This window comes from Sorangium sp. So ce363, assembly GCF_051520435.1.
GTDB classification, from domain to species: Bacteria; Myxococcota_A; Polyangia; order Polyangiales; family Polyangiaceae; genus Sorangium; species Sorangium cellulosum_B.
Map to the genome: position 1 here is coordinate 10,867,302 of NZ_CP150333.1, position 20,553 is coordinate 10,887,854.

A 20,553-nucleotide genomic window follows, 5' to 3' on the forward strand; every position below is an offset into this window, starting at 1 on the left:
CCCCCCCGCGGCGCGCAGGGAAGACCAATCATGCCGAAGAACTTCCCAATCCATCTTACCTCCTCTTGTCGGACTCGAATTTCGTTCCCTTGGGGAACGGTTCTCGTCCGTATTTTCCCTCGCGTCTCTCACACACGTCTACCTCTTTGAACGGCGGACCATGACGTCTCGGACGAACCGCCTCTGTGAACTTGACTTTGCTCGGGTCACCACCAAGGGCCTCGACAACGCGATCCTCGGCACACTTACCTCCACCAGAGCATCCGGTGACGGGTTTACCTGTTTCCTTATGGTATCCACCCGCAACCGCTGCAGGTCGCTCCGGCGGTCTGAGGGGACCCAGCTCGGCAGCCCTCGCGTCGCGTGCGGCTCTTGCCGCATCCAGTCGTTCATCTGCCTTCTCGACCTTCTTCGCGGCATCCCGTACGGCATCCGCTCCGTCGATGGCGCGCTTGACGTCCTTAAGATCGCCGGCGCTGACCGGCAGGAACTCGCTCGCCAGCGAAGCTCCTGCGATGAGCTTATCGGTCAACGACGCATTCGGCTCAATGATCGTCTTGGCGTCCTGAATGTTGTCCGCGAAGGCATCGGCTGCGTCCGCACCCTTCAGCAGCTTGCGGCCGACCTTGAGCGCTTTGGTCCACCACGACCGACCGTCCGGGTCGACGTAGACGACAGGATTGTTCCGCGCGTAGCTGTATAGCCCGAGGTTCGCCGGCTCGTACACCCCGCCGTTCACCGCGCCCCACATGTACTGGTCGAGGATCGGATCCGGGCTCATCCACACCCCGAGCCGCGGCTCATAGCTCCGCGCCCCGTAGTGGTAGAGCGCCGTCGACAGGTCGAGTTCCTTCCCGGTGAACAGGTACGGCTGCCGGTTCTGGTACCGCGAGTCCGTCTGGTCCGCCCACAGCTCCCCGCTCGGCAGGTACTCCACGTGCTGGCTCAGCGCCTGGTCCTGGTCGGTGACGTACTGCGTGCTCCCGAGGTGGTCCGGGTGGTAGTACAAGACCGGCGGCCTCTGGTAGTAGTCCGCGTCGATCTTGCTCGCGATCCGCGTCTCGCCCGCGAACAGGTGCTTCGTCGCGATCACCCCGTTGCGCACCACGAGGTGCTGGTCGACGTACGCCGTCTCCTCCTCGCCGGCGACCCGGTGCAGGTGCACCCGCCGCTCCCCGGCGCCGTCGTACAGCGCCCGCGACATCTCCTGCCCGTTCTCGCTCACCGACACCAACCGGTTGTCCTCGTCCCAGCTCAGCGTGCGCTGCAGGCTGCCCCGGTACTTCCACTGCTTGTGGTTGCCGTTCGCGTCGTAGAACAGCTCTCTCAACCGCGGCTGCGACTCCGCCGGCACGTACTCGTCCACCTGGTTCGCCGCGTGCGGCCTCGGCCCGGTGTAGCGGTACTCGTTTCGGTACGTCCTCTCCCGGATCGGATACTGCAGCTGCCAGTTGTCCGGCCCGACCCGCCCGTACTGGGCGACCTCCTGCCGCTTCGCCGTCGCGTTCCCGAGGACGTCGTAGTCGATGCCCAGCGTGTACCGCTGCTGCTCGTTTCCCCGCTCCTGGTAGATCCCCGAAGCCTCGGTCAGCTGGTTCAGGTCGTCGTACGCGAACCGCTGCTGCGTCCGCGCCACCATCACCGCCCCGCCCAGCGACTCGTCGAACGGCACCTCGTTGTTCAGCTCTCGGATGTTGCCGACGAGGTCGTACCGGTAGCGCAGCCGCTGGAACGGCCTCGGCGGCCGTCCCATCGACCGCATCTGCGCGCTCTGGTGGTCCGCGTTGACCTCCGCCATCCGCCGCGTCGACTCGTCGTACCGGTACTTCGTCTCGATCCCGTTGCCCGCCACCACGCGCACCCGCTGCCCGAACTCGTCGTACCCGATGTGCCTCAGGTACTCCGTCGTCCTCGGCTCGCTCGGGTGCTGCGGATTGACCCGCTGGTTCTCCCCGATCACCGACACCACCGAGCCGCCTCGGTCGTACCCGTAGCGCACGATCTCCTCGCCCGAACCCGGGAAGTGGATCTCCTGCATCCTTCCCAGCGCGTCGAACACGTACTTCATCGTCGCCTGGTACGGCCCACGGTGCGGCTCCCGCAGCCTCGGGAACTCCGAGGTCAGCTCCGCCGTGTTGCCGAACCGATCGTAACGGAAGCTCCGCCTGCCCGCCGCGCTCGTCTCCTCCACCAGCCGCGCCGCTCGGTTGCCTTCCTCGTCCCCGGCGTCGTCCGGCTCGCCGTACGTGTAGACCACGTCCTGCGTCATCGGATAGTCGATCTTCCGCAGCCGGTTGAAGTCGTACTCATACCGGATCAGCTGCCCCCGCGCCGCGAGCTCCGCCGTCTGCTTCGCTCGAAGGTTCCCGACCAGATCGTACCGCCACTCCGTGCGGCCCGCGTCGGGGCTGACCAGCGTCACCATCCGGCCCACCGAGTCGTACGTCGCCGTCGTCGCATTGTTCCGCGCGTCCGTCACCCGCACGAGCTCGCCGAGGGGACTGTGCTGGTAACGCGTCACGATCCGCGTCTCCGCTCCCTTGATCCGGTTGAACTCCTCCACTGCCGCGATCCGCCCCCCGACGTCCCGGTACGTGTTCCGCATCTTCGCGTTGGCGTCGATCACCATCTCCTGGAACAGCAGCTGTCCTTCCAGCGCCACCAGGTCGTGCTCGATCGCCGTCCGCGCGTAGCCGCCCGGCGCGCTCGTGTCCGGCATGGCGACCTCCCGCACACGCGAGACCGCGTCGTAACGCGTGAGCGTCGGCCGCAGCAGCTCCAGGCTCACGAAAGCCGTATCCGCCTCCACGCTGAAGCCCGGCTGCCCCTGCTCCACCACGCGGCCGAGCGCGTCGAACGCTACCGCCCCGCTGACCGTCATTCCCACTTCCGTGCCCGTGCCCGTGTCACGCTCGTGGTCCTTCTTGGTCTGCAGCACGCGCCCCAGCCCATCCGCGAGCGTCACCGTCACGATCGGGTCGCCCGGGTGCTCCACGTCCTTGTGGCTCGTCTTCGCCCACGCCGGCAGCGCGGCGGTCTGATCGGGCTGGAGCGCGTACTCGAACCCGATCGTCGGCTCCCCTTCTCCCGCCAGCTCCTCCGCGCTCCAGACCTTGCTCGGCTCGCACCCGACAGGAACGGCGTCCTCGCCGTCCTGCGCCAGATCGCTCGGCCCCCAGACCTCGGTGAGCCGCCCGAAGTCGTCCACCCGGTGCACCATCGTGTGCCCGTTGACATCGGTCTCCTGCGCCGCCGTGCCATACAGCAGATTCGGCACGCTGTTCGAATGGTACCCGAAGCTATCGCTCGCGCACGTGCGGTAGCTGTGCGTCACCTCATCGTAGCTGTAGGTCAACTTGTAGCTGTTCGGGTCGGTCGACGTCTCGAGGTTGCCGAAGTCATCGAACCCATAGCTCCACGTGGCCTCCGCGTTCGCGTAAGTCGTCCCATCCGCTCGCTTGCCGCCGGAGATGACGTTCGTGACGGTCCGCAGCGCGCCCGTCCCCGGCCAGTACGTCGCCGTTCGCCGGCGCAGCACGCGACCCTGCTCGTCCGTTGTCTCGACGAGCTCCGGCTTCACGATGTAGGCCGATCCAGGCTCCGTGTAGCCCACCCTCTGATGCACATTGTCGTCCGGCGTATCGGCCTCGCCGTCGGCGTGCAGCTCGATCAGGTTGCCGAGCTCGTCGAAGACCCGCGTCTCGCGCGTGCTCTTGTGCGGCGCGCTCGGGTCGTCGGTCGTCCCCTCGTAGAACGCGCTCCGCCGCTCCGTCTCCTTGGGGAAGAACCAGCCCGCCCTGGGCTCCAGCCCCTCGGGCGGTGGCGCGTAGTCGACCTCGTTCACCGTGGTGAGCAGCCCGTCGCCGTCGCGCAGCGTCGAGCGCGCGACAAAGCCGCGGCGGTAGACGTCGTGGTTCAGGTGCTCGACGTCCTCGCTCGACATCGCCGTGACGCCATCCTCGCCGAGCGCCGTCGTCGTCACGAGCCCGTACCCGAGCTCGACCCGCTCCTCCCGGTCGTAGACCCCATCCGCGTGCGTCGCGATGCTCGTCCGGTACGCATGCACCCCGTACACCCCCGGCGCGCCCTCCACGCCGTCGTGCACCGTCACCTCGCTCAGCACCCACTGGCTCGACGGCATGTCGACCTGAGGCGCCCTATCCATCTCCCCGAGCGCCCCTTCGCTCGGCACGACCAGGTTGCCCTCGCGCTGGTACTCCAGCTCGATGCTCCCGCCGAGCGGCCGGCTCACCCGCCGCAAGAGGTTCGTCTTGCCGAGCGCGTTCACCCGCGCGTACACCGTCGCATCGCCGTCCCGCTTGAGCACGTGATCCTGAAGCCCATCACCGTCGATGTCCTCGAACGCGAGGTGCGATGAGCCGGCGCCTTCCGAGTAGAACACCGACCCGCCGACGCACACGAAGTAGCAGACCTCGACCTTGAAGCTCCTCACGTGGGCGCGCTGCGTCCGATCGGAGCGGCGGATTTGGCGCGTCTTGGGGATGTGGGAGACACGCCTGGTAGGGGGAGTTCTCGGGCGTCAGGCGTAGGATGTAGTCAAAGCGTGGATGCGTGGTGTCGATGCAGGTGCGAGCGCCCCGCTCCCTCCTCGGCTCCTCCGTCCAGCTGCTCCCCCCGGCGGAACGCTCGGCCCGCCGGGGGGGGTCGGGATCATCAACAACCGCCGACCTGACAGAGGAGTCCATTCATGCCCTCATCCAATCCAGCATCCCATCAATTCTCGTGCTCCTGGTCCCAACAACGAAAGACCCTGTTCTAGGCCGCGCGCGCTACCGCGCGGCGATGCGGCTCTTTGCGCCCGATCGGCCCCTCCAGGCCGTCGAAACTCACGTCGCCGATGACGGCTCCGTCCTCGAGTGGGCGCTGCGCCTGGTCGGCTCCGTCCAGTTCGCCGACCCTCCGGCGGCCGTGAGCACCGTCGACCCGGAAGCGGCGCGCGTCGTGGACCTCGTCTGGTTGCCGATGGTCAAGGGGTCCGAGGTCAGCATGGTCCCGGGCTTCGCCCTCCGCTTCACCGCGCCAGGCAAAGAACCCGAGTTGCGGCGGCTCGACGGGCGCGAGACTGCGGCGCTCCACAAGACCGGCCCCGCGATCATCGTCGGCGAGCGCAGCCCGCGCATGCCCCCCGGGTTTCCGCAGCCGGACCCCAGGCACCTGGAGGAGCTGGAGAAGGCGCGTCGCGAGCTGCGGGGCTGACCGCCCCCTGCTGAGCCCCTGGAGTAGGCCGCGCGCGCTAGGCGCTCCGGGCTGAGCGCTTCGGCGTGGAGAGCTCGCCCTGAGCGGAGCCGAGCACCGACCGGGGGACGTTCGAAAGGGCCGCGGCCCTGTCCGGTCTGGCGCTGGCCGGTCCGGCAACACCCCACGTCCACTGCATGACCACGAGCCCGGCCCGAAGCGCCGGATTAAAGGAGATTTTGTATTTATGACGTCCCGTTCCTCGATTCCCTGGGTGGATCAACACGCGGAGATCCTCAACGACGTGCGCGAGCGCTTCCGCGCCTGCCTCGCTGCCTACTCGCCCGAGCTCTCCGAGAGCGAGCGGGACGAGCTCGCGGCCGATCCCGGCGCCGTCATCGAGTGGGCGCTGCGCCTCGTCACGATCGCGGAGGGCTTCCCCACGCCGCAGCCCGTGGCACCGGACGCGACGCGACCCCACGCGACGGGACAGGCCGTCACCATCCCGCGCTCGAGTGCCGCGCGCCTCGCCGCGCACGGCGGCGCCGCCGCGGCCGTGCTCCGCAAGAGGGCCACGTGCTGACGCCGGCGCGGCCTCGCCTCGCGCGGTCGGTCCTCGACCTTGTCGCCCGGCTCGACTTCCAGCCGTTCTCGGGGCTGTTCGAGGGCTTGGGCAGTTTTGCCGCGGCGGACGACAGAACGTGGTTCCTCGCCATCGTCCAAGGCGCGACACCGGGCCGGATGCGCTGGGCCATTATTGAGCGAGCGCGCGCGCACGCCGGCGGCCCCTTCCCTGAGGTCGAGCCCATGCCGCCCGGCGTGGGGCCGCTCATGTTCCGGCGCAGCACCTGGGACGTCCTGCGCTCCGCCACGCTCGACACGTCCGGCGCGCTGGTCTTCGACGGCTACCGCTACGAGCTCGCCCTCTGGTACGTCGGCGAGTGCTGCCACGCGGCGCTTGTGGACGTCGGCCCGGCCGTCGCGACATCCACGCCGGGCAGCGCTGCCTCCGAGCGGTGCCCGAGCACCGGCCCTGCGACCGCGCGCAGCCCCGACGCGATCACCCGTCCGATGCCGCGCACGCCGCTCGGCCGGCTCTCGCCGAGCGAGATCCCCGCCCCGCTCCGCGAGCAGGTCTCTGGCGCGCAGGACGCGTCCGGTGCGCTCGGCCTCGCCCACGTCGCGCTCGACGGCGACTGGCTCCACCCGCGGCGGGGCGTGCATGGCGATGGCTTCGCGGGCCGCGGCGGCTTTCGCGTGGTTACGGTGCTGCCCCAGGACGCCCCCCGCCCCTCCCCTGCTCCGCCGGACAGCGCGCCGGCCGAACCAACCACGCGGCCCGAGCTCGCGCCGCCCCGACCGCTGCTCGAGCGGGATCTGCTCGCTGTGGCCGCGCGGCTTGACTACCGGCCGATCGGCGGCTCGGCGTGGGGGACGTTCGCTCCCGATGGAGACCTGAGCGTCGCTCTGTCCGTCGTCGAGGGCCCCGGGCCGGGTCAGGCGCGGTGGACGGCCCTTGGAGCTGCCGAGCACCCCGCGCCCGGCCACCTACGAGGCGCTGAGGGCCCGCCAGGGGCCTCCTGGCCTGGGGCCGGTGATGTTTTCGCGCGAGGTCTGGGCGGCGCTCCGCGCCGGCACGCTCGACGCCGGCGGCGCCCTCGTCGCCGCCACGACGTGGCATGGTGGTTTAACGGGCGCTTCTTTGCCGCGCGGCTGCTGCCGGTCGACGAGGCCGTCTAAACCCGAGCTCCCGCCGGGACGCGCTGGAGAGAAGAGGCCGAGCGGGTGCTGGGGCGGCGTCCGCGGAAGCGGAAGGAGCACCCGTGCCAACTGGCATATCCGGCTTTTCCCTAGAAAGCGGCGGAAGGAGAAGGCTACCGAGGCCTCCGTATGGTGCCGCCGAGAAGGCCACGCGTGTCCCCCTCCAACCGTTTACAACGAAGGAACTGATCCTATGTTTGTGTCAAGGAGTGTGTGACGTCGGCGCGAGCTCTCTTGAGCATGCCGCTATGTGGCGACGAAGACGGCCGGGCGGTCAATGCTGCACGCGGATCTCCGAGAATGACCGCATGGTGGGTCACGTCCGGGTGGCCATCGGCGCGCAGGACCAGGATACCGAAGTCCGGAGGAGCTGAGGGGAGGGTGCCCAGGCATCCTAACGATGGAGTCCATATGAAAAGGAATGCACGCACGTACAGCGCTATCGGCATCACGATCGGGGCGCTCGCCTTCGCCGCGGTGCTGGCTCCATCCGGAATCGTCGTAGCGAATCCGGGGTTCGAGATCCGAAGCGAGTTGAACAACAAGTGCCTGGAGATCCTGACGTTGAGTGGCGAGAACGGAGCGCCGGTCGGCATGTGGGACTGTGCGGGGACCGCCAACCAACGCTGGTACTGGGACGGACGTTTACTCCGAAGCGATCTGAACAACAAGTGCTTGGAGATCCTGGACTGGAACCGCGCGAACGGAGCGGTGGTCAGCGTGTGGGACTGCCATGGGGGCGACAACCAACGCTGGTACTGGGACGGACGTTTACTCCGAAGCGATCTGAACAACAAGTGCCTGGAGGTCGTGAACTCCAACGCCGCGAACCGAGCGCCGGTCGGCATGTGGGACTGCTGGGGCGGCGCCGCCACACGCTGGTACGTTCCGTGAAAGCGCCACGAAGAGCGAGTATCATCGAACGGACCACGGGCTGTAGACACCTCAAGAGATCTAGTCGAGGTCGCGCGGCGTGTTCGTGATCACGCGCTGAGGTGGCTGCGCCGTCGCGGCTACCTCGACGAGCGTACTGCCGAGGAGCGAGGTAACGATGGGCCCCGATAACAACGGACCAGAATACAACGCGAAGCCCCGTAGAAGCGGCAGCAGCGCCAGAAATAGGGGTCCCGATAGCACCGGGACAAAAGCCGTCGCTAAGGACCGGCGTCGGGGGTGCATCCAGGTCGGGGACCATATCGGGCGCCCAACGGAGACCTGAGCGTCGCCTCGGCGGTCGTCGATGGCCCCGAGCCGGGGCAGGCGCGATGGACAGGCCTGGAGTTCCCGGCCTTCCCGCGCCCGGCCACCGACGCGGCGATCAAGGGACGTTCGGGGCCCCCCGGCCTGGGCTCGGTTCCGTTCTCGCGCGAGGTCTGGGTGGCGCTCCGCGCCGGCACGCTCGACGCCGGCGGCGTCCTTCTGCACGAGGGCCGTCCGCACCACCTGGGATGGTCGTTCGACAGAGGGATGTTCACCGCGCGGCTGCTGCCGGTCGACGAGGCTGTCTAAACCCGAGCTCCCGCCGGCCGACGAGGGCGTGTGACCCGGACCGCCCCCGCCCAGACACCGCCGGGTGTCGCGAGTGCCGTCGGATGCCATGCCCGCACCCGGGCGGTGTAGCTCGTCGTCAGCAGCCGCCGATGTTGTGGCGCGCCTGGTCGGCCGGGTGCTTGCAGCCGGGACCGCAGATGAAGAGCCCGAGGGGGCCGCTCGCTGCGTAACAGGTTGCGTAGCACGCGGTCTCCCAGACCGCGATCCCTCCGCAGGACAGCGCCTGTTCGGCGCTTGGGCCGTGCACCAGCGGCGGCCCGTAGCTCGGCTCGCTCGGGCATCGCCGGCCTTCGCAGTCCCTCTCCTTGCCGCCACCCTCTACCGGGTCCTTCGCACTCGCGACGCCGGCGAACCCCAGAGAAGCCGAAATGGCGAAAAGCGCTGCGATCACCGATCGATATGTCATGCTGTCTCCTCGGATGCAGTCGCGGTAAATCACGGAGTCGAGGCGCGCTCAGGACTGCAGTGAGCTCCGCCGGACCGTCAGTCGTCCGACAATGAAATCATGTCGAGGAAGCCATACGGCGTCCCTCCGACGCTCGCGAGCGAGCTATCAGTGGCCGATGTTGATGGTGCCGCCGTTGGCGTTGCCGCTGTTGTGGATGCCACCATTGACGGTGGTGTTGCCGCTGCCGCCGCCATGGCCGTGACCATGGCCCCAGCCGGCCAAGATCAGCTCGGGCTTGCCGAGTTGCTCGTCAAGGTCCGCGAAGCGCACGACGCGCGCCGCCTCCTTGTTCAGCACGGCCTCCGGCTTTCGCTCGCGGCGGCGCTCCCCGCGACGAGCACTGCCGTGGCCGCGAGGGCCAGCGCGGACATCGTCTTCTGTAGCAGATGCCTGATCACGTACTCCTCTGTGGAAGGTTGCCCGAGCGGCGCCCCGGTCCCGCCGGGACATCGCCCGAGGTGGCTACAGAGCAACCCCGGTGCCAGGTGCACGAGGCCGGAAACGCCGCGGGTACGGGGCGGAGGCGCGCAAACCTTCGCGTGATCGGTGGCGCGATCGAGCAAGAAGCAAAGCGGGTGGCGCCATCGCTCCATGCTTTGCGCCTCTTGCAACAATTCCGGGATCGTGGATCGAACACGGCCCGGCACCCTCGCCCGGATCCCTGTCGCCAGTGGCCACGATCCGCGTTCATCCGGTGGAGGCCAAGTCGGTCCTCACCGCCGATTTGACAGAGCGCGGCGCAGCCAGAACCGCGCGGAGCGGGTCCCTGCCTTGACGAGCGCCGCGCGCGGCGTCAGCTGGCGCAGATAGCGGAGGAACCTCGCCACCGTCAGATCGACGATCGTGTCCTGGTGGTTCGCGCAGACGTCCGGCTTCACCGACCGCCACACGTGGTCCATCGGGTTCAGCGGTACTGGGCCCGTTTGACGCTGCGTTCGGACGAAGTTGTAGTGCATGACGTGGAGTGCCATTGCATCGAGTGATTATAGAGCTTCTTCGAATGGCCATTGGTGAGTCTGGTGAAGCGCCGCATTGACATCCTGAAGGTGCGGCGTCGCGCCCGCCCGCCGCCGCGACCGCACGCCAGGCCGCTCCGCAGGTGCCGATCGCACGGACCTGATACCCCGCGCGCCGATCGGCCGGCTCTCGGTCGACGAGGTCCCCGCGCCGTTCCGCTGGCAGGCACGGGCGGCGCAGGACGAGCTCGCGGGGCGAAGCGGCGTAGCCCCGAGCTCCCGCCGGAGCGCCGCGCGGCAACAGCGCGCTCCCCGCCGCTGGCACGGCGTCTGCCCGCTCCAGAGGAGAACGAGCTTTGGTGCGTGATAAAGAAAGCGTTATCGAGCATCGCGCGGGAAAGGCGCGGTCCTATCCCGCATGCGCGGCGAATGTAGGTAAGCCCGCCACTTCCCCGCCCTCCCCCTCGGCGACGGCCCCCGCTCGAGTGCTCCATGGCGCCGGCGCTCCTGGCGCCGCCCCCACGACCCTGCAGCCCGGCCGGGCCCCGCTTGACGCTCCGCCGGCCCGCGCAAGATTCCTCCACGGCCGATCTCCTCGATCCTCCGCTTCACCTGGGGTGTCCGCAATAGCGACGCGTCGTCGACCGCGCGGAGGCGGTTTGCGAGCCCGCACCGCCCGCAGGCGGAGGTCGGCCGCTTTGCCTCTTGGCGATGAGCCCGCCCGATCGCCCGTCCTCGCGAACCGCCCTCCGTGCTAGCGTCCGCGCCCGCGGTCGTTCGTTCGCTTCGGGGGATTGCGCTCACGGGGGATCTCGAGACGGCCGCAGGAGACAACGTCACATGAACCGGTTTCTAAGAGGGGGACTCGCGGCGGCCTTGGCCGTCGTCGCCGGCGTCGCTCAGCTGGGCTGCGTCGCCCAGGTCGACGACGAGACGGCGGTTCTGCAGGAGGACTCCGCCGAGGAGGTAGGCGAGGCGAAGGGTGCGCTGTGCTATGCCCGGTACAAGGTCCGTTGGGATCGCGCAGGTGTTTACGTGGCGAAAAGCCAGAGCTCCACCAAGCTCACGGACAAGTATTTGGGCCAAGACGTCACCGGACCCGACGGATTCGAAAGCGAGTGGGGCAACGGCCATTATTGGAGCAAGGTTCGGGTCCACACGGTGCCTGGACACAGCAGCGGATGGATGCGCGCGGACGCGCTGACCTATCGGGGCTGCTGGTAGTGGGTGCTCAAAGTGGCGGCGGATAGTTCTTTGGCCAAGGGCAGCAGTACAACGGCATCGTATCGACTTCGCCGTCGATACAGTGCATGAAATCGAGAATTCCGCACGCTGCGTGGCAGACGACCTGGCCGCCACAGCCGTCTGGGGCCGCACAGCCGATGCCCGGGATCCCCTCCCACACCTCCGGGCCGGGGTCGCACGCCGTGCCGCCGTCGCCTGCACCACCGCCGCCCTCGGCAATTCCCCCACTACCGACTGTTCCGGACGGCGCTCCACAGCTCGCCCGTACCTGGCTCGTGGATGGCTCGCGCCGGCTTCGCGGCCGCTGTGCTCCTCGCGCGTCAAGAGGCCCGGCCCGGCTCGCCAGAACGCCCGAGCTCCGCGAGCTCGCTGCGCTCGTCCTGCCCGCGCGGGCGGCCGCGCCGCGGACCTCGGTGCCGCGGCGCGCGACGAGTTCGCCGGTCGTGTAGCCTGGGCAGCGCTCCCGGACGAGCGCCGGGGCGGGAGGTTTTTCGATGCGGATGCGTGATGTGGTCTCGGCGCTGCTCGGCGGTGGCGCAATCTATCTGGCGATGGCGGCCTGCGCGGCCTCCGAGAAGGGTTCGTCCGGTCACCCAGCGCAGCAGACCGGGGGAGGTTCCGGGCAGGGCGCGGAAGGCGGCGCCACCGCGCAGCAGACTGGGGGAGGTTCCGGGCAGGGCGCAGAGGGCGGCGCCACCGCGCAGCAGACCGGAGGAGGTTCCGGGCAGGGCGCAGAGGGCGGCGCCCACGCGCAGCAGACCGCCGCGAGCGCCGGCGCCCACGGCAACGGGGGCAACGGCGGATTTGGCGGCTTTATGGACCCCGTACCGGACGCCTCAGCAGACCCGGTGAGCGGGTCTCGGCTGAAGGCGCGGTATCGAACCACGGCGGATGGTGCTAAGGTGTATGACCCATCTCGCTGGTTTGACTCCGAGAGACGAGAAACCTGCTCTTTCTTTATCGCTACAGATGGCCAGGAACGATGTATTCCAGGCTTTGGGGATGGGGCGGCCATCTACCAAGACAACGTCTTCGCGGATTCAAGCTGCACCCAGGCAGTTGCGTTTTCCCTTACAAAAGGGTGTGCTCCTAAGTACGCGTACCAGACCTTCCAAGCCAACACGGCGTGCGAACCATCAGCCCGCATTCGCTTGTTCTCGGTCGGAGCGCGGCTCAACCCCACATCCATCTACACCGTAGACAGCACCGGCGCATGCAAGGCGCAGACGCCCACGGCAGCGTTCGATTATTTCCCTCTCGGAGACGAGATCCCACCGTCCTCCTTCGTCGCTACAACGTGGTCCGTCGACCCGTAGGGGCACGGACCCGCGGCGGCGTCGCCCTGGTCGGCTGGCTCGAACGGATGGGGCGCCCGACGCCGCGAGCGGGATGTCCCGCGCTGACCGGCCATCATGGGCCGGCAGGTTAGCCGCCTTGTACCCAGAACGCCCGTTCGCCCGTCCCTTGCGCGCTGCCGGATGCCTCAACGCCGACGCGCTCGACGAGTTCGCGCTGCGCGGCGTCCTCGGCCGCGGAGGATGGCCGCAAGGCGAGCCCCCTCGGAGGACTTCGAGCAAGTTTTCTGGGGGGCTTCGTTCCTCGCCCCTCAAAGAACGCGCTCAGGATGGCGCCCGGGGGCCGCCATCTTCCTGGCGCTGCTCAACCGGACAGGCCGTCACCATCCCGCGCTCGAGTGCCGCGCGCCTCGCCGCGCACGGCGGCGCCGCCGCGGCCGAGCTCCGCAAGAGGGCCAGGTGCTGACGCCGGCGAGGCCTCGCCTCGCGCGGTCGGTCCTCGACCTTGTCGCCCGGCTCGACTTCCAGCCGTTCGCGGGCCCGTTCGAGGGTCTTGGGACCTTCGCCGCGGAGGGTGACCGGACGTGGTTTCTCGCCATCGTCGAGGGAGCGACACCTGGCCGGATGCGCTGGGCCATCATTGAGCGAGCGCGCGCGCACGCCGGCGGCCCCTTCCCCGAGGTCGAGCCCATGCCGCCCGGCGTGGGGCCGCTCATGTTCCGGCGCTCGACCTGGGACGTCCTGCGCTCCGCCACGCTCGACACGTCCGGCGCGCTCTGCTTCGACGGCTACCGCTACGAGCTCGCCCTCTGGTACGTCGGCGAGTGCTGCCACGCGGCGCTTGTCGACGTCGGCCCGGCCGTGGCGACATCCACGCCGGGCAGCGCTGCCTCCGAGCGGTGCCCGAGCACCGGCCCTGCGACCACGCGCAGCCCCGAGGCGATCACCCGTCCGATGCCGCGCACGCCGCTCGGCCGGCTCTCGCCGAGCGAGATCCCCGCCCCGCTCCGCGCGCAGGCCTCCGGCGCGCAGGACGCGCCCGGTGCGCTCGGCCTCGCCCACGTAGCGCTCGACGGCGACTGGCTCCACCCGCGCCGGGGCGTGCATGGCGAGGGTTTCGTGGATCGCGGCGGCTTTCGCGTCGTCCCGGTGTTGCCCCGGGACGCTCCGCGCCCCTCCCCTGCTCCGCCGGACAGCACGCCGGCCGAACCCACCACGCGGCCCGAGCTCACGCCGCCCCGACCGCTGCTCGATCGGGATCTGCTCGCTGTGGCCGCGCGGCTTGACTACCGGCCGATCGGCGGCGGTGCGTGGGGGACGTTCGCGTCCGACGGAGACCTGAGCGTCGCCCTGTCCGTCGTCGAGGGCCCCGGGCCGGGCCAGGCGCGGTGGACGGCCCTGGAGCTGCCGAGCACCCCGCGCCCGGCCACCTACGAGGCGCTGAGGGGCCGCCAGGGCCCCCCTGGCCTCGGGCCGGTGATGTTTTCGCGCGAGGTCTGGGCGGCGCTCCGCGCCGGCACGCTCGACGCCAGCGGCGCTCTTCTGCACGAGGGTCGCCTGCATGACCTGGGGTGGTGGTTCGACAGAGGGATGTTCACCGCGCGGCTGCTGCTGGTCGACGAGGCCGCGTAGCCCGAGCTCCCGCCGGCACCCGCGGGCGCACACCGGTCCGGGAGACACCGCGAGGACCGCCGCGCTCCGCGCTCGCCTCAACGAGGCCGCCCGCGTCGCGAGCCCTGCGCACGAGGAGGCGCGAGAACTGCTCATCTGGTGAACTTCTGACGAGAAAGCACCATGGAGGATGCGCCCAGAACCTTCCCCCCTACCTGCGCAGAAGTATGAGAATCGTCGGGGCAGAGAGGGGCACGGGTGGCTCTGGATCGCTGCGCAGTTCCCCGCCGTCGTCGTCGACCTGACCGGCACGACGCCCCGGTCCCGGTGGTCAGCGTCGCCCGGGGCCGGGGCGGCATTGTCATCAACGCAGCGGACGCGCCGCTGCTCGCGGCGCTGCCAGGCATGCTGTGATCAAGGGCTTCCGGTGCCCAGAGCCGAAGCCCTCGCCGGTCAGCTTATCCAGCTAAATGGAAATTTCACGACACCTCCGACTACCCGACGATAAAGGAACAGCCTATTGTCGTCGGCGGTCGACTGGCGCGTTTGTGGAACAACGCAAACGTGATCGGTAGGAACAGCTTCTCGCCAGACGTACCCCAAAAGGCACGTATCCGGTCCATAAGCACCACCGAGCGGATTTCTACGAGATGGGGCAAGCATGTTATCTATCGCGGCCATCGCGCGGGCCCCCGGCGTCACACAAACCATATCGCCAGGAAACGCTTCTCGCCAAACATACCCATCCATGCATGTATTATGGCCATATGGAAGCGTCACTGCTGGAATCGACCAATTCGAGCACCTGGAGGGGGCCAGAAAGCGACTTCGGCAGGCCTCCACCCTAACAACATAAGGCTTGTCCCGGTCTATATCAAGCGAATAGCCGCAGCCGGATGTGCAATCGCCACCCTGAATCTGAAACTCTTGCTCCCCTCGCCCGGCCACCCCCCAGCGAATCTGATAGAAGTCCATGCACCCGCCACGGTAATACCAGTTAATGTGAATCTTGTTGTCGCGTAAAATCCCCCCAATTTCAGGTCCTCCAGTTGAGTGCACGTTGCGTATAACCTGGTTTTCGCATTCATATCCAAATTCTGCCATTGCTGGCACAGCCATCGCCATGGCCGACACAAAACATGCAGAAAACGTCACGATTGCGCGTTTTGACATGGCTGCGATTTCTCCTGCATCTAAATGTGCACCGCTCGCGGCTTACTCAGTCGCGTCGTTCTGCCTCGACTGCAAACGCCATTCCTGGCGACGGTTGAGTGATTCAGTTACGTTTGCACAATTGGCTCTGAGTTCCTTGGTGAAGCTTGGCTTCCGGGCACGTGGGGGGCCAACGGGAATCCCAGAAGCCAGAGGAAGAGAAGAGCGGCGGATAGTGGAATAATGCGGGCCTACTGCTGTCAAGGAAACTTGGGATCCTTCGAGACGAGCTGATGCTCAATAGCCATGGCGAGCCCGGGTCATGAATCGATAGTAATGATCAAAACGATTACTGTGATTGACGGGACTCATGGAAGCGCAGGAGGCGGAGGCTGACATCGGTTCGCCACCCCCGCTGGCGCGGCGGTCAGGGCTTGCTCCCACATCCCACAACCCGACGGGAGTTCGCTTCCGAGGGTGAGCAGACCGTCGACGACCGCGTCGAGCAGGATGGGAACGAGCCCGCACGGCAAAGGGGGCGCTCGGGGGTGGCTGGTGAACGATAAAGAAAGCGTTATCGCGCACCATCCGAGCCACCAGGGCGGCCCGTCCGCATGCGGATCGTGACCCTGCCGGTCGGCCAGAAACTTCCGAAGCGCACGGGACGTGCCGAAGCACGTGGCAGCCGGCTCCCGCAGGCGCTACGTCCCCCTGGGCGTCGCTGAACCAAGTAGAGCGCCTCTCCGTGAGCGATCTCGCGGACGAACCACGCAGCGGCCCCCGCCCGTCCCGTATCCCTGGGTCAACCCAGAGGACGCCCGTCCGCGTTCGCCCGCTGCATCGTGGTCTGTCGACCCGTAGAGCAAGCGCCGTGGAGCGGGCGCGAGAGCGACGCTCGACGAGCGCGGCGCGCTCGTCCTCGATGGTCAGCGCTACGACCTCGCCCTCTCGCACGGCGGGCGGTTCTGCTACGCCGAGTTCGTCCACGTCGGCGCGGCCAAAGCCGCGCCGACGCCAGGCGGCTCCGCACCAGCCCGCGTGTCGCATTCGAGACACTCCCGACGCAAGGTCTGTTGAATTCGCGGCCACCTATGTCCCGCATGCCCCGCCGTGTCAACACCACCTCGATTACAACCGATTACAGCGCGCCGCCCTCTCCTCGCCTCGCCGGCCGCCTCTCCCTCGATGTCTCGCGCACGTCTCGGCGCAGCAGCATTCAGACGCCTCTGCGCGCCAAACGACCTTGACAGCCACTCTCGATACGCGACCATCCTCCGGTACCACTCAACCAGGAGGGAGCTCATGCCCCCGACAAGCACCGTGAAAACCACGCCCGGGTCCACGTCTCTCAAGGCCAGGTCGTCCAGCAGGACGCCGGCCGCAACGTCGAAGCGCCCGGCCGCAAAGCCCCACGAACCGACCAGCGATGAGGCGCTCCTCGCGCTGGACTCGGCCTACGCCTCCGCCCCCGACATGCCCACGAGCGTTGCGGAGCGCGAGCTCACGTCCCTGGCGCGCCTCGCGCACGCGCAGCAATCACGCATGTCGAGAATCGGTATCACCTCCGACAAGGTGGATCTCCTCGCGCGCTTCGCGCGGCGCCTCGGCGCCCTCGAGAAGGGGTGGCAGAGGGCGCGCGGCGCCGTGACGCTCACGTCCGCGCAGCGCAAGCTTCGCGACGAGGCCGAGGCGCTCGACGCGAAGCTCGTGGCCGGCGGCCGCTGGGGCTGCCGCAACGACAACGCCGCCCAGGCGGAGCTCTCGCGCATCGCCGACGGCTCCGGCCTTTCGGACACCATCCAGGACCTGCGCGATCTCGTCGACTTCTGGTCCGATCACGAGGGCGCGCTCGGCGTGACCGATATCACGACGAAGGATCTCGCGCGGGCCAAGGCGCTCGCTGACGCGCTCGAAGACGCCGCCGCCAACGAGGCATCGGACGCGAGCGCCGCGCACGCGCTGGAGCCGCGCAACCGTTGCTTCTGGGCCGCCGACGAGCTCGCCAAGGAGATCCGCGAGGGCGGCCGTTATGCGTTTCGCGACCAACCCAAGATCGCAGCCAGGTTCGTATCGCGCCATCGGACGACCCTGAGCCGGCGCTCCCGTCTGAAGGCCAAGAAGGCGAAGGTAGACACCGCCGCGGAGCAGGCAGCGCCGATCTGAGGGCGCTCCCGCGCCCGTCCCGATCGCTCCCGCACCCGTCCCGATCGCTCACGCGCCCGCCCCGATCGCTCCCGCGCCCGCCCCGATCGCTCCCGCGCCCGCCCCGATCGCTCCGGCAGCCGATCTTCTCGCTCCCGCGCCCGATCCAAACGAAGCGATGTTAATGCCCCACGGTGGCGTGCGGATTCTGTCTTCTTCCTCTGCCCCCTCACCGGCTCTCTCTCCCCCATCCGCTCCACGCGTCGAGCCCGCACGGGTGCCGCTTCGCCCCTGACGTGCGTCTCCGTCGCGCGCGGTCCGCGCCGCATTCCCTGCGCCGAGGCGAGCCTTGCGCTGCGACGCCCCCTGCGCTTTGATGCCCGCTCTTCCCCATCCGAGGTGGAACAGTTCATGACGACCCTGGGCGACCTTCGCGAGCGCATCGACAGCATCGACGACCGGATCCTCGAGCTCCTCGCCGAGCGGGCCGAGGTGGCCGTCGAGGTCGCGCACGCGAAGCGCGCCGCGAACGCCACGCAGTTTCACGACCCGGAGCGGGAGCGGCGCGTGCTCACCCGCCTGCAGGCGAAGGGCGCGGGGCGCTTCCCGCGCGACGCCATCCGGGTCGTCTTCCGGGAGGTGATGAGCGCTTGCCTGTCGCTGGAGGAGCCCATGAAGGTGGCCTTTCCGGGGACGGAGGGCGCCTTCGCGGAGGTCGCGGCGCGGCACCTGTTCGGGCTGGCCGCGCGCTACCGGGAGACGGGCACCATCGAGGGCGTCTTCGACGCCGTGCGCGCGGGCGAGGCGGCCTGCGGCGTCGTCCCCGTCGAGAGCTCGACCGACGGCTCGGTGACCCTGACGGCGGACGCCCTGATCGAGAGCGACCTCCAGATCCGGCAGGAGCTCGTGCTCGACGTCGCCTATTGCCTGTTCAGCAAGGCGGAGGGGCTGAGCGGCGTCGCGCGGGTCCACGGGCACCCGCACGCGCTCTCGCAGTGCCGCCTCTGGCTCGCGAAGCACCTCCCCGGCGCGCAGATCGTCCAGACCGTCTCCGCGGCCGCGGCGGCGCACGAGGCCCTCGGCGACCCCGCCGCGGCGGCAATCGGCAGCCGCGGGGCGGGCGAGCTCTACGGGCTTCCGCTCCTGCGGGAGCGCATCCACGACCGCGCCGAGAACGCGACCCGCTTCATCGTCATCGCCCCGGGCGACGCGCCCGCCACCGGCGCGGACAAGACCTCGATCGTCTTCTCCGTGCAGGAGGAGCCCGGCGCGCTCCGCCGGGTCCTCGCCATCTTCGACGACGCGGGCATCAACCTGACCCGGATCGAGTCGAGGCCGAGCCGGCAGAAGCACTGGGACTACGTCTTTCTTGTCGATCTGGAGGGCCACCGGAGCGATCCGCGCGTCGCCGACGCGATCGAGCGGCTCCGCGCGCGCTGCGAGATGGTGAAGGTGCTCGGGAGCTACCCGCGGTCGACCGGCGCGCGCTGAGGCGCGGGCGCGGCCATCCCGCCGGGCCCGGGCGGGGGCATCGCCGTCAACGAAGCCTCGCGCCGCGTTCTCCTACCTCCGAACGTTTACGTGGACGTTTACGTGGTCGTGGTCGTGGTCGTGGTCGTGGTCGTAGTCGTGGTCGTTCACGGCCTGCCGTTGACGACCTGCCGTTGACGACCTGCCGTTGACGACCTCGACCACGACCACGACCACGTAAACGTTCACGTTCACGTTGGTGGCCGATGGGTGGGAACGCCCACGGCCGACGGGGGATGGTGCCCCGCGGGGAAGGGTGATAATTTTCCGCGCCCGTGCCGGCCGCGTCGCTCGCGCTCGCCCTCCGCGCTGCCCGAACGGCCGCGAGCGCGGTCGCCGGCACCCTGCTGGCCGCCGTCGCCCTGCCCGCCGCAGCGGGCGAGCCTCGCGGCGCCAGCGAACCGGTGCTCGTCCTCGCCGCCTTCCCGGGCGCCGGCGGCATCGACAAGCGCGCCATCGACCTCGTCGTCGCCCATATCCGCCCCGTCGGCGTCCGCCTTCAGATCGTCCGCCCCAGCACGCCGAGGCCCGTGCTGCAGACGCTCCTCCCCGAAGCCAACGCGCTCGCCGACGCGTGGGACGCGCGGGGAGTGCTCTGGATCGACGCCGGGGCGAGCGACGAGCTCGCCTTGTACGTGGTCGAGCGCGACGGCGAGCAGATCTACGGCCGCCGCATCCCGGTCTTGCCCGGGCAGACCGCCACCGCCCTCGAGTCGCTCGCCAACATCGCCGGCGCGGTCGCCGAGGAGCTCCGCGAGGGCCACGTCGCCGGTCTGGCCGAGGTGAAGGTCGCCGCGATCGGGCCGGCTCCAGCGGCTCCTCCCGAGCCCGACGCTGCCCCCGAGCTCGCCGCGTCCCCCGCGGCGCCCGCGGACGCCACGGCCGCGGGCGCCGCGCCGGACCTGCAGCCGCCCGCAGGCCCGCCGTCGCCATCCACGGGCGCCCGCCGCGAAGCGAGCCCGCTGCCCACGTTCGCCGTCCTCGCCGGCTACACCGGCGCGAACTTCAGCAGCGCCGCGCCCTGGCAGAGCGCCGCCGCGGTCCGCGCCTCCTGGGCGCCGGTCGACTACGCCGTCCTCGGCCTGGGGTACGAGCTGATCCCCTCGACCTCCCTCGGCGACGAGCAGTCCACGTTCGCGCTCTCGCGCCACCCGGTGATCACGACCGGCCAGGTCCGCCTCAGGCTCCCCCTCGGCCTCGACCTGCAGCTCGGCGCGCGCGCCACCGTCGATATCGTCGAGCGCGTCCCCGAGGAAGGCACGACCCAGCAGGCGCTCACCGAGCCACCACCGTTCCCTCCACCTCCCGGTCATGGCCCGCCACCGCCGCCCCCGTGGCGGTGGCCGCGGATGTTTCCGCAGCAACTGCCGCCGCCGGAGGCCCGCACCGACGTGCTCGTGAGCGTCGCGCCGGTCGCGGAGCTCGGGGTCCCGCTCACCGGGTGGCTCCGCCTCAAGACGACGCTGGGTGTGGACGTGCTCCTGACGGACCCTGACGCCACCGTACACCCGGCCCTCGCGCTTTCGGCCAATCCGGTGCGGATCCTCGCCGGCGTCGGGCTGGAGCTCGGCCTCGACCTGCCGGCCCCGCCGGCCCCCGCGGGCATGGTCAGGAAATGACCACCCGCGCCGCATGACCCGACACGAAAGGAAAATTGACCCGCTTC

The 20,553-nt window shown here is 69.3% G+C and carries 17 protein-coding genes; 11 read left to right on the plus strand and 6 right to left on the minus strand.

Features of this window, described 5'->3' with window-relative positions:
• Window positions 1–55: 55 nt before the first annotated feature.
• The gene (locus tag WMF12_RS40885; RefSeq protein ID WP_437853997.1) at window positions 56–4,453 is read right to left on the minus strand and encodes an RHS repeat-associated core domain-containing protein; all 4,398 of its coding nucleotides are present in this window, start codon (window positions 4,451–4,453) and stop codon (window positions 56–58) included.
• A 350-nt stretch (window positions 4,454–4,803) separates the two neighbouring features.
• On the opposite strand from WMF12_RS40885, the gene WMF12_RS40890 reads away from it, so the two are divergent.
• From WMF12_RS40890 to WMF12_RS40910, 5 genes are all read left to right on the plus strand, one after another.
• Window positions 4,804–5,217, plus strand: a complete 414-nt coding sequence (locus WMF12_RS40890) for a hypothetical protein (RefSeq protein WP_437853999.1) — start codon at window positions 4,804–4,806, stop codon at window positions 5,215–5,217.
• 226 nt (window positions 5,218–5,443) lie between these two features.
• Complete coding sequence (locus tag WMF12_RS40895) at window positions 5,444–5,779, plus strand: hypothetical protein (protein ID WP_437854001.1); 336 nt, start codon at window positions 5,444–5,446, stop codon at window positions 5,777–5,779.
• Window positions 5,773–6,936 carry a hypothetical protein gene (locus tag WMF12_RS40900; protein WP_437854003.1) on the plus strand — a complete coding sequence of 388 codons (1,164 nt, stop codon included), beginning with the start codon at window positions 5,773–5,775 and terminating at the stop codon, window positions 6,934–6,936. The genes WMF12_RS40895 and WMF12_RS40900 overlap by 7 nt, the downstream gene beginning before the upstream one ends.
• 432 nt (window positions 6,937–7,368) lie before the next feature.
• Complete coding sequence (locus tag WMF12_RS40905) at window positions 7,369–7,851, plus strand: RICIN domain-containing protein (RefSeq protein ID WP_437854005.1); 483 nt, start codon at window positions 7,369–7,371, stop codon at window positions 7,849–7,851.
• Between the two features lie 279 nt (window positions 7,852–8,130).
• On the plus strand, window positions 8,131–8,466 hold the full coding sequence (locus WMF12_RS40910) for a hypothetical protein (protein WP_437854007.1): 336 nt from the start codon (window positions 8,131–8,133) through the stop codon (window positions 8,464–8,466).
• Between the two features lie 118 nt (window positions 8,467–8,584).
• On the opposite strand, the gene WMF12_RS40915 is transcribed toward WMF12_RS40910, so the two are convergent.
• The 3 genes from WMF12_RS40915 to WMF12_RS40925 form a co-directional block, all read right to left on the minus strand.
• The gene (locus WMF12_RS40915; protein ID WP_437854009.1) at window positions 8,585–8,947 is read right to left on the minus strand and encodes a hypothetical protein; all 363 of its coding nucleotides are present in this window, start codon (window positions 8,945–8,947) and stop codon (window positions 8,585–8,587) included.
• Between the two features lie 114 nt (window positions 8,948–9,061).
• Complete coding sequence (locus tag WMF12_RS40920) at window positions 9,062–9,253, minus strand: hypothetical protein (RefSeq protein ID WP_437854011.1); 192 nt, start codon at window positions 9,251–9,253, stop codon at window positions 9,062–9,064.
• A 416-nt stretch (window positions 9,254–9,669) separates the two neighbouring features.
• Complete coding sequence (locus WMF12_RS40925; protein WP_437854013.1) at window positions 9,670–9,927, minus strand: hypothetical protein; 258 nt, start codon at window positions 9,925–9,927, stop codon at window positions 9,670–9,672.
• An 825-nt stretch (window positions 9,928–10,752) separates the two neighbouring features.
• Between WMF12_RS40925 and WMF12_RS40930 the strand changes: the two genes are divergently transcribed.
• The 3 genes from WMF12_RS40930 to WMF12_RS40940 all read left to right on the plus strand — a co-directional run bounded on the left by WMF12_RS40930 (window position 10,753) and on the right by WMF12_RS40940 (window position 14,084).
• Window positions 10,753–11,136 carry a hypothetical protein gene (locus tag WMF12_RS40930; RefSeq protein WP_437854014.1) on the plus strand — a complete coding sequence of 128 codons (384 nt, stop codon included), beginning with the start codon at window positions 10,753–10,755 and terminating at the stop codon, window positions 11,134–11,136.
• Between the two features lie 515 nt (window positions 11,137–11,651).
• Window positions 11,652–12,473 (plus strand): DUF7481 family protein, encoded by an 822-nt coding sequence (locus WMF12_RS40935; RefSeq protein WP_437854015.1) that lies wholly within the window; start codon window positions 11,652–11,654, stop codon window positions 12,471–12,473.
• Between the two features lie 438 nt (window positions 12,474–12,911).
• On the plus strand, window positions 12,912–14,084 hold the full coding sequence (locus WMF12_RS40940) for a hypothetical protein (RefSeq protein WP_437854017.1): 1,173 nt from the start codon (window positions 12,912–12,914) through the stop codon (window positions 14,082–14,084).
• A 432-nt stretch (window positions 14,085–14,516) separates the two neighbouring features.
• Here the strand turns inward: WMF12_RS40940 and WMF12_RS40945 are convergent, their stop codons facing one another.
• Window positions 14,517–15,236, minus strand: coding sequence for a hypothetical protein (locus WMF12_RS40945; RefSeq protein ID WP_437854019.1), 720 nt, complete (start codon window positions 15,234–15,236; stop codon window positions 14,517–14,519).
• Between the two features lie 1,521 nt (window positions 15,237–16,757).
• On the opposite strand from WMF12_RS40945, the gene WMF12_RS40950 reads away from it, so the two are divergent.
• Window positions 16,758–17,378 carry a hypothetical protein gene (locus WMF12_RS40950; protein WP_437854021.1) on the plus strand — a complete coding sequence of 207 codons (621 nt, stop codon included), beginning with the start codon at window positions 16,758–16,760 and terminating at the stop codon, window positions 17,376–17,378.
• Between the two features lie 390 nt (window positions 17,379–17,768).
• Window positions 17,769–18,848 (plus strand): prephenate dehydratase, encoded by a 1,080-nt coding sequence (gene pheA / locus WMF12_RS40955; RefSeq protein ID WP_437854023.1) that lies wholly within the window; start codon window positions 17,769–17,771, stop codon window positions 18,846–18,848.
• Between the two features lie 72 nt (window positions 18,849–18,920).
• Here pheA and WMF12_RS40960 read toward each other — a convergent pair whose 3' ends face one another.
• Complete coding sequence (locus tag WMF12_RS40960) at window positions 18,921–19,082, minus strand: hypothetical protein (RefSeq protein ID WP_437854025.1); 162 nt, start codon at window positions 19,080–19,082, stop codon at window positions 18,921–18,923.
• Between the two features lie 80 nt (window positions 19,083–19,162).
• Here WMF12_RS40960 and WMF12_RS40965 point away from each other — a divergent pair, with 80 nt between their 5' ends.
• Window positions 19,163–20,506 carry a hypothetical protein gene (locus WMF12_RS40965; protein ID WP_437854027.1) on the plus strand — a complete coding sequence of 448 codons (1,344 nt, stop codon included), beginning with the start codon at window positions 19,163–19,165 and terminating at the stop codon, window positions 20,504–20,506.
• The last annotated feature ends 47 nt before the right edge of the window (window positions 20,507–20,553 follow it).